The sequence below is a fragment of the Thiocapsa sp. genome, from assembly GCF_011390875.1.
Lineage (GTDB): Bacteria > Pseudomonadota > Gammaproteobacteria > Chromatiales > Chromatiaceae > Thiocapsa.
Genome location: NZ_JAABRP010000249.1, coordinates 1 through 6,176, shown reverse-complemented (window position 1 = coordinate 6,176; position 6,176 = coordinate 1). Strand labels below are relative to the sequence as shown.

Genomic DNA, 6,176 nt, shown 5'->3' with positions numbered 1-6,176 from the left:
CCGAGGTTTGGTACTGGCGCCAGGGCCTTATCCAACCCTACTTTCTGCGCGGCGAGCGTTACGAGCCGGTGAATGAGAGTCAGGTCCTGCCCGGATTGGATCTGCCGCTCCTGATGCGCTTCATCGACGAGCCGACCACCTCGCAAGCGATTCGCGGCTATCGCGATGCGTTGCGGGGTAATGAAAGGCGGTGATGCCGGGTCCGGGATCAGGACAACAGCGGATCGATCCAATTCCGGCGCTTATCCTTGATCATCACGAATCGGCAACGGCCCTCCGAGAGGCCGGCCCAAAGATCACCGATCAGACGCTCGTCTTCCGATGCCTTCCAGCGATCCGCACCCTTGTATTCGACCGCGAGGGTCGGTCCCGGCTTTGCAACAAGACTCAAAGCTTACCAAACCGAATCCAAGAATCTCCTAAACCGCGTCCCCACAAACGCATCAAAGACCCATAAACCTCAACCCGAACATGGGCACCCCCATATCCCAACGGACGCGGTTTAGCTCTAGAAGCGCCCGATCAAAGACACCCCCAGCATCGCCGCAGGATCCTGATCCTCCTCGAAAAGCCGTCGACCCTTCTCGTCCTCGACCCTCAGCTGGGTCCCGGTTGCCGCACCGGCGTAGAGCTTGAAGCTAAGGTTTTCGCTCAGGTTGCGCCCGAGCTGGACGAAGACAGGGATGAACCTGTGCTCGCCGACGCCGTCGGGGAAGGGTCCATCGGAGTCGAGTCGAAAGCGATAGGAGCGGTAGGCCGCGCCCACGCCTGCGGTCCAGCCCGAATCGAGCACATAGGACAGTTCCAACCCCGCCGGACCGGCCGGGCCGGCCGGGAAGGGGTTGGTGAGGCGCAAGCGATCGGTGATCCGCCAGTCGATGATCAGGAAGGGGAAGGCGCTTGTCTCCTCGATGCGCTCGTAGACGCCGACGCCCAGGCCGAGGGTGAGATCGGGCCGCACCGACCGCGACACCGAGGCCGTGGCGCCGTATTCGAGCGTGTCCGCAAAGTTGGCGCCTGATTCGCCGGAGGACTCGATCGTCGGGTTTAGACCCAACCGCCAGCCGCTCTCGGTCGTGAAGCCGTAGGGTACGGAGATACCCGCTCGGTAGAGCCTGTCCCACGGCTGCTCACCGCCGAATCCGAGTGGTTTGTCGAAGTCCCAGTCCTCGTAGTCCAGGCGCAGCCGCACACCCAGAGACGACTGCCCGTCCAGCGCCCAGCTCGTTCCGAGCGACATGAGCACAGCGGCGTAGGCGGCATCGCCGCCGGAGTCGAGATCGCTGTCGAACTGAACGACGGGGGCGACCGAGAAGCTGACGCCCGGCGGCGATTGCGCCATGGAGAGCGCGGCAAACCCGGTCGACAGCATTGCCGCACAGACGACACGGACGAGGCAAGGCGCTGGCATCGGAGACACTCCCTGGAAATCATGGTGAGGTGATGGAGGAAACGGCGTGGAACATAGCATCCCGCGATCGATCCGGACCAGCGCTTGTAACCCTAGATCCGGCGGTTGACCGCTTCGTGCTTCATGCAAGGTCTTGACGGCTTTGACGATCGCGTTCCTCTCACGACTCACCGGCCGGGTGAAGGCCGCTACGACCCCCGGGCACGCCCCGCGCGGCGCCCGACTGCGTTGCAACGCGTTGGCGTAGAACCACTACGCCGCCTCGTTGCGCTTTGCCGGACACCGCGCGGGATTACACTCCAGGGGCCGTTCAACTGCCGGATCTAGGGTAGCAGGTTCGGCCGGGGTCCAATTCGAGGCCGGCCCAAACTGAATCTCGACACGACAGGGATCTGCGCGACCGCATCCTCCGTCAATGGGGTCATGGCATACCGCGACAAGCTCACCGGCGGCGCGACAGCTCGAACGGCGTCGGCTTGGTTCAGTCCTCGGGTACGGCCGCAATGTCGCGACGAAGCGTATGACTTCCGCGTCGCCGATGATATCGTCGCCGGCTTCCAGATCCGGCAGGTTGCGGAACACGTCCAAACGGCCCGCGGCGAGCGGCCGAGGACATTGAAGCTGCGGCTGCCCGTCCGGGAGTGCCCGGCATACTCAAACCGAGATCCCATGCGGGTCATGTCATGATCTGTAGTTCACCGCCTGTGAAGACGGCTTGCACCGACAAAGCGTATGCCGTCGGCACCGAGTCTCGGAGTGGTCGCAGCCGTTGGGCTTGCGCAACGGATCGGGACCAATCAGCGGCCAACAGGCATCTTTCGCCAACAGGTCGGAAGGAGTGCCCGAGCAGATGGGGTGAGCTTGGACGATGTTGCGCATAAAGAATCTGTTGCTGATCGGGCTGGGCCTGGGATTATTGATCCCTTACGCTGCAACCGCGCAGACGCTCGACGTGAGCCCACTACGGCTGACGGATCAGGAGCGCGCTTGGCTGGCCGCTCGTCATACGGTCCGTGTCCGCATCAGCGAGTATCCGCCGTATATGATCCGAGAGCCCCGGCCAATGGGCCTTGCGGTCGATTATCTCGATCATATTGCGGCGCAATTCGGTTTCGACGTTGAATACGTCCCCGCGGAAATGACCTTTGGTGCTGCCGTTGCCGATCTCGCCGGCCCCCGCCAGCATTACGATCTGCTGCCGACCTTTACGCGGACGCCGGAACGGCTAAAGCAGTTCGCCGTCACCGATGATTACCTGAGCGCGCCTTGGGTGATCTATACCCGCCAGGATAGCCCCTACCTGATTGGCCTGGACAGCCTGGCCGGGAAGACAGTCGTCGCCGAGCAGGGCTTCTTGATCATCGATAAGATCAAGCGGGACTTTCCAAGTATCGACATCCTTCAGGTGCCGGGGGCGCTGGATGCACTCACAGCAGTAGCGACGGGGCAAGCCGATGCCTATGTCGGTAATCTGGCCGTAGGCACATTCCTGGTTAAGGAGCATCGGCTCACGAACCTGATGGTCGCCGCGCCGACGCAGTATGGCATCAACACCCAGGCGATGGCGGTCCGAGCGGATTGGCCGGAGTTGGCCAGTCTGATCAATAAGGGCATTGCCTCGATGACGCAGGAAGATCGCAACGCCATTCTCGATCAATGGATTCGTCTCGAGATGCGATCACGAGAAGACTATCGATTGGCGTTCGGCATCCTGGCTGCCGCCTCGTTGGTCGTCATCGCTGTCTTTCTCTGGAATCGAAGGCTGGCGCAAGAGATTCGGGTGCGGCAGCGTGTCGAATCGGAGCTGCGCCGGTCCGAGGTTCGGCTCCACGAAGAAAAAAACGCGCTGGAGCAGACCAAGACACAGTTGCAGCACAAGAAGGAGGCATTGCAGGAGCTCAACGCGACTTTGGAGGCCCGGTTGCTGGCGGCGGTGAAGGATCGCACCCGCGTCCTGAGCGAAGCGGCGGCCCGGGCGCAAGAGAGCGACCAGGCCAAGTCGGCCTTTCTGTCTGCCGTCAGCCACGAGCTGCGCTCACCCTTGCACGACATCCTCGGCTATGCTCGGCTGCTCGCTCGGCAGGTACCACAGTCTCGCGACCAGCTGGGCATCATCCTCGAGAGCGGCAATCAGCTCCTAAGGCTGATCAACGAGATCCTCGACTATAGCCACGGCGAGGCAAAACCCATTGTGCTCGAGCCGGGGCCACTCTCGCTCGGTCGGGTGGCGCGCAACCTGACCGCGACCTACCGACCGCTCGCTGCGCGAGGGAATAATCAATTCGTCGTCAAGCTCGAAACCGGCAGCTTGGACTGGGTCATTGCCGATGAGCTGCGGTTGACCCAGATCCTGCGTAATCTCTTGGACAATGCCTGCAAATTCACTCGCGATGGATGTATCGATCTCGGCATCGAGCGGGTCGAGTCGACCGCAGTGGCGAACGGAAAGGGCGCCGACTGTTTGGTGAGCTTCAGTGTCGGCGATACCGGTGTCGGGATTCCGGAGGCGAAGCGCAAGGCGGTGTTTCAACCCTTCCAGCGCCTGGAACGGCACCGAGGTTTGCCCGGCGTCGGACTCGGACTGGCGATCGCGCAGCAACTGACCACGGCCATGGGCGGTGAAATCAGTCTACACAGCAGCGCGGGTCTGGATTCGGGCAGTACCTTCCGATTTCAGCTGCATTTACCGATTGGTACAGCGCTTGAGCAGGGCGCCGACGAGGATCTCGTTATCCTGGGCTATGCGGGACGGCGTCGTACCTTGCTGATTGCCGACGACCAAGCGACGAGTCGCGACTTCTTGTCGGAGTGCTGCCGCAGTTGGGGATTCGAGGTCATCGAGGCAGCCGATGGCGCCGAGGCCATCGAGCGTTTCCGGACGTGGGAGGCGTCGGTGGACGCGGTCTTGGTCGATCAATTCATGCCCCGTCTCGATGGCTGGGGGTGCTTGCAAGCGCTGCGTGCTTCGGAGCGGGGGTGCCATCCGCCGGTGATCCTGATCTCCGCCGCACCTGCGCAACGACCTGAAGGCTTTCGCGAGGACCTGGACTTCGATGGATTCGCCATGAAACCGCTCACCGAGTCGATACTGGCGAAGCTTCTGGCCGAATCGCTGGCGCTGGAATGGGAGTATGAGTGCGCCTCTCCAGTCGAGGACGCACCGCAGCCCGATCAGATGCTGCTGTCGTTCGCTCTCGCTGCCGACGAGCGCAAGTGTTTGCAATCGATGGTCGCCATGGGTCAGGTCGTCGGGCTGCAGCGATGGGCGCAGGAGATGGCGGAGAAGGACTCGGAGCGCAAGCCCATGTGGCTGGGCATCGAGCAGCTCTGTCGCGCTCTTGATCTACAGGCATTGAAGCGATTGGCCGCCGCGGCCTCGAATTGATCGAGCGCTGCCCGATGGACTTTGCCGAGTCAGCATAAGACTGTGCTGCGAGCCGTGTCAGGCTGCGATCAGGGGATTTCCTCGGTTAAAATCGGTCGTCGTTTCGACGGTGTTAAAGAGTCCATCAGCATGGCCGACAACATGGCGCGTATCTTGATCATCGACGATCAGCCGGCATCGATCGGTCTGTTGATCGCCTACTTGCAGGGACGCGATATTGACCTCCTGGTGGCGCAGACCGGCGAAGACGGTCTGAGGATTGCGGCTGAAGGCCAGCCTGATTTGATCCTGCTCGACGTGCGGATGCAGGGACTCGATGGCTTTACCGTTTGCCGACGCCTCAAGGCCTCGCCCGGGACCCGCTCGATCCCGGTGATCTTTCTCTCCTCATCGATTGAAACCGAGGATAAGTTGCGGGGGTTTGCCGCAGGCGCCGCGGATTACATCACCAAGCCGTTTTCCGAGCAGGAGGTTCTCGCGCGGGTCTACCTGCAGATCGGCGACCACCAACAGGTGCATGCCCTGAGCCGTCAGGCCCTTGATGAGCTCGAAGACATCCCCTTTTCAGCCTCGGCGAACCGGCTCGATCAACGCCTTTTCACGGACGCGGTGGCGGTGCTGACGAAGCGTCTGGTCGATCCGCCGAGCGCGGTTGAGTTGGCGCATCAGGTCGGGACCAATCAGCAGCGGCTGACGCGCATCTTTCGTGAGCAGGTTGGGATGAGCGCCTACGAATACCTGCAAGAGATGCGACTGGAGCGGGGGCGTAGCCTATTGCTGGAGACAGATCTCCAGATCCAGTTGATCGCGGACCGGGTCGGTTACCGCAACGCAGGCGACTTTACCCGCGCCTTCGGCCGCCATTTCGGCGTGACGCCAAAGAAGTATCGGCAAGGGCGACTGCAGTCCGGTTGCGTTGATGGACGTCCCGACGAGCTCACTCTGTGATGTCGCGTTCGACCATGGCAGCAGCACCGCTTCCAGCCGAGATCGACATCCGCATTGCGCGGATCGATCAGCTGTTTCGGACGGGACGCATCTACCTGTTGATCGGGCTGTTCATCCTGTTGCTCTCCCTGGTCGGCGCCGAAGCCGTGATCTATCTGTTCGGCAATCGTCCGAGCGTCACGTTGCTCGCCGAGAGCCTGATCATCCTCGGCTGGGTGGCGAACTGGAAACCGCTGGAGATCTTCCTGTACGACTGGTGGCCCATCCGCCGCGATGCCAGGCTATTTCGCCGCTTGGCCGCGGCGCGGGTCACGTTGCAGGGTTGAACGGCGCGGGGTAGCCCCGCGCCGCGCCTGCGCGCGGAATCAGATTAAACCGCGTCCAGAGCGAAATGCGTCTTTTTCATTTTGCGTTTGGCTTCGGAGATGTCCT

Annotated in this window: 5 protein-coding genes and 1 pseudogene; 4 read left to right on the top strand and 2 right to left on the bottom strand. The window is 62.0% G+C overall.

Translation table 11 applies throughout. The features are described 5' to 3' along the window. A pseudogene (locus GPT33_RS16320) lies at nt 1-194 on the top strand (Uma2 family endonuclease); the annotation flags it as partial. Between the two features lie 14 nt (nt 195-208). Here GPT33_RS16320 and GPT33_RS16315 read toward each other — a convergent pair. Together GPT33_RS16315 and GPT33_RS16310 are read right to left on the bottom strand one after the other, a co-directional pair. Then, nucleotides 209-391, bottom strand: a complete 183-nt coding sequence (locus tag GPT33_RS16315) for a hypothetical protein (RefSeq protein ID WP_296810951.1) — start codon at nt 389-391, stop codon at nt 209-211. Between the two features lie 117 nt (nt 392-508). Then, entirely contained in the window at nt 509-1,411 is a 903-nt protein-coding gene (locus tag GPT33_RS16310; RefSeq protein WP_296810950.1) for a DUF6268 family outer membrane beta-barrel protein, read from the bottom strand. An 868-nt stretch (nt 1,412-2,279) separates the two neighbouring features. Between GPT33_RS16310 and GPT33_RS16305 the strand changes: the two genes are divergently transcribed. The 3 genes from GPT33_RS16305 to GPT33_RS16295 all read left to right on the top strand — a co-directional run bounded on the left by GPT33_RS16305 (nt 2,280) and on the right by GPT33_RS16295 (nt 6,070). Continuing rightward, nucleotides 2,280-4,796, top strand: coding sequence for a transporter substrate-binding domain-containing protein (locus GPT33_RS16305; protein WP_296810947.1), 2,517 nt, complete (start codon nt 2,280-2,282; stop codon nt 4,794-4,796). Between the two features lie 129 nt (nt 4,797-4,925). Next, on the top strand, nt 4,926-5,744 hold the full coding sequence (locus GPT33_RS16300) for a DNA-binding response regulator (protein WP_296810945.1): 819 nt from the start codon (nt 4,926-4,928) through the stop codon (nt 5,742-5,744). Then, the gene (locus GPT33_RS16295) at nt 5,744-6,070 is read left to right on the top strand and encodes a hypothetical protein (protein ID WP_296810943.1); all 327 of its coding nucleotides are present in this window, start codon (nt 5,744-5,746) and stop codon (nt 6,068-6,070) included. Before GPT33_RS16300 ends, GPT33_RS16295 begins: the two co-directional genes overlap by 1 nt. Nucleotides 6,071-6,176: the final 106 nt, after the last annotated feature.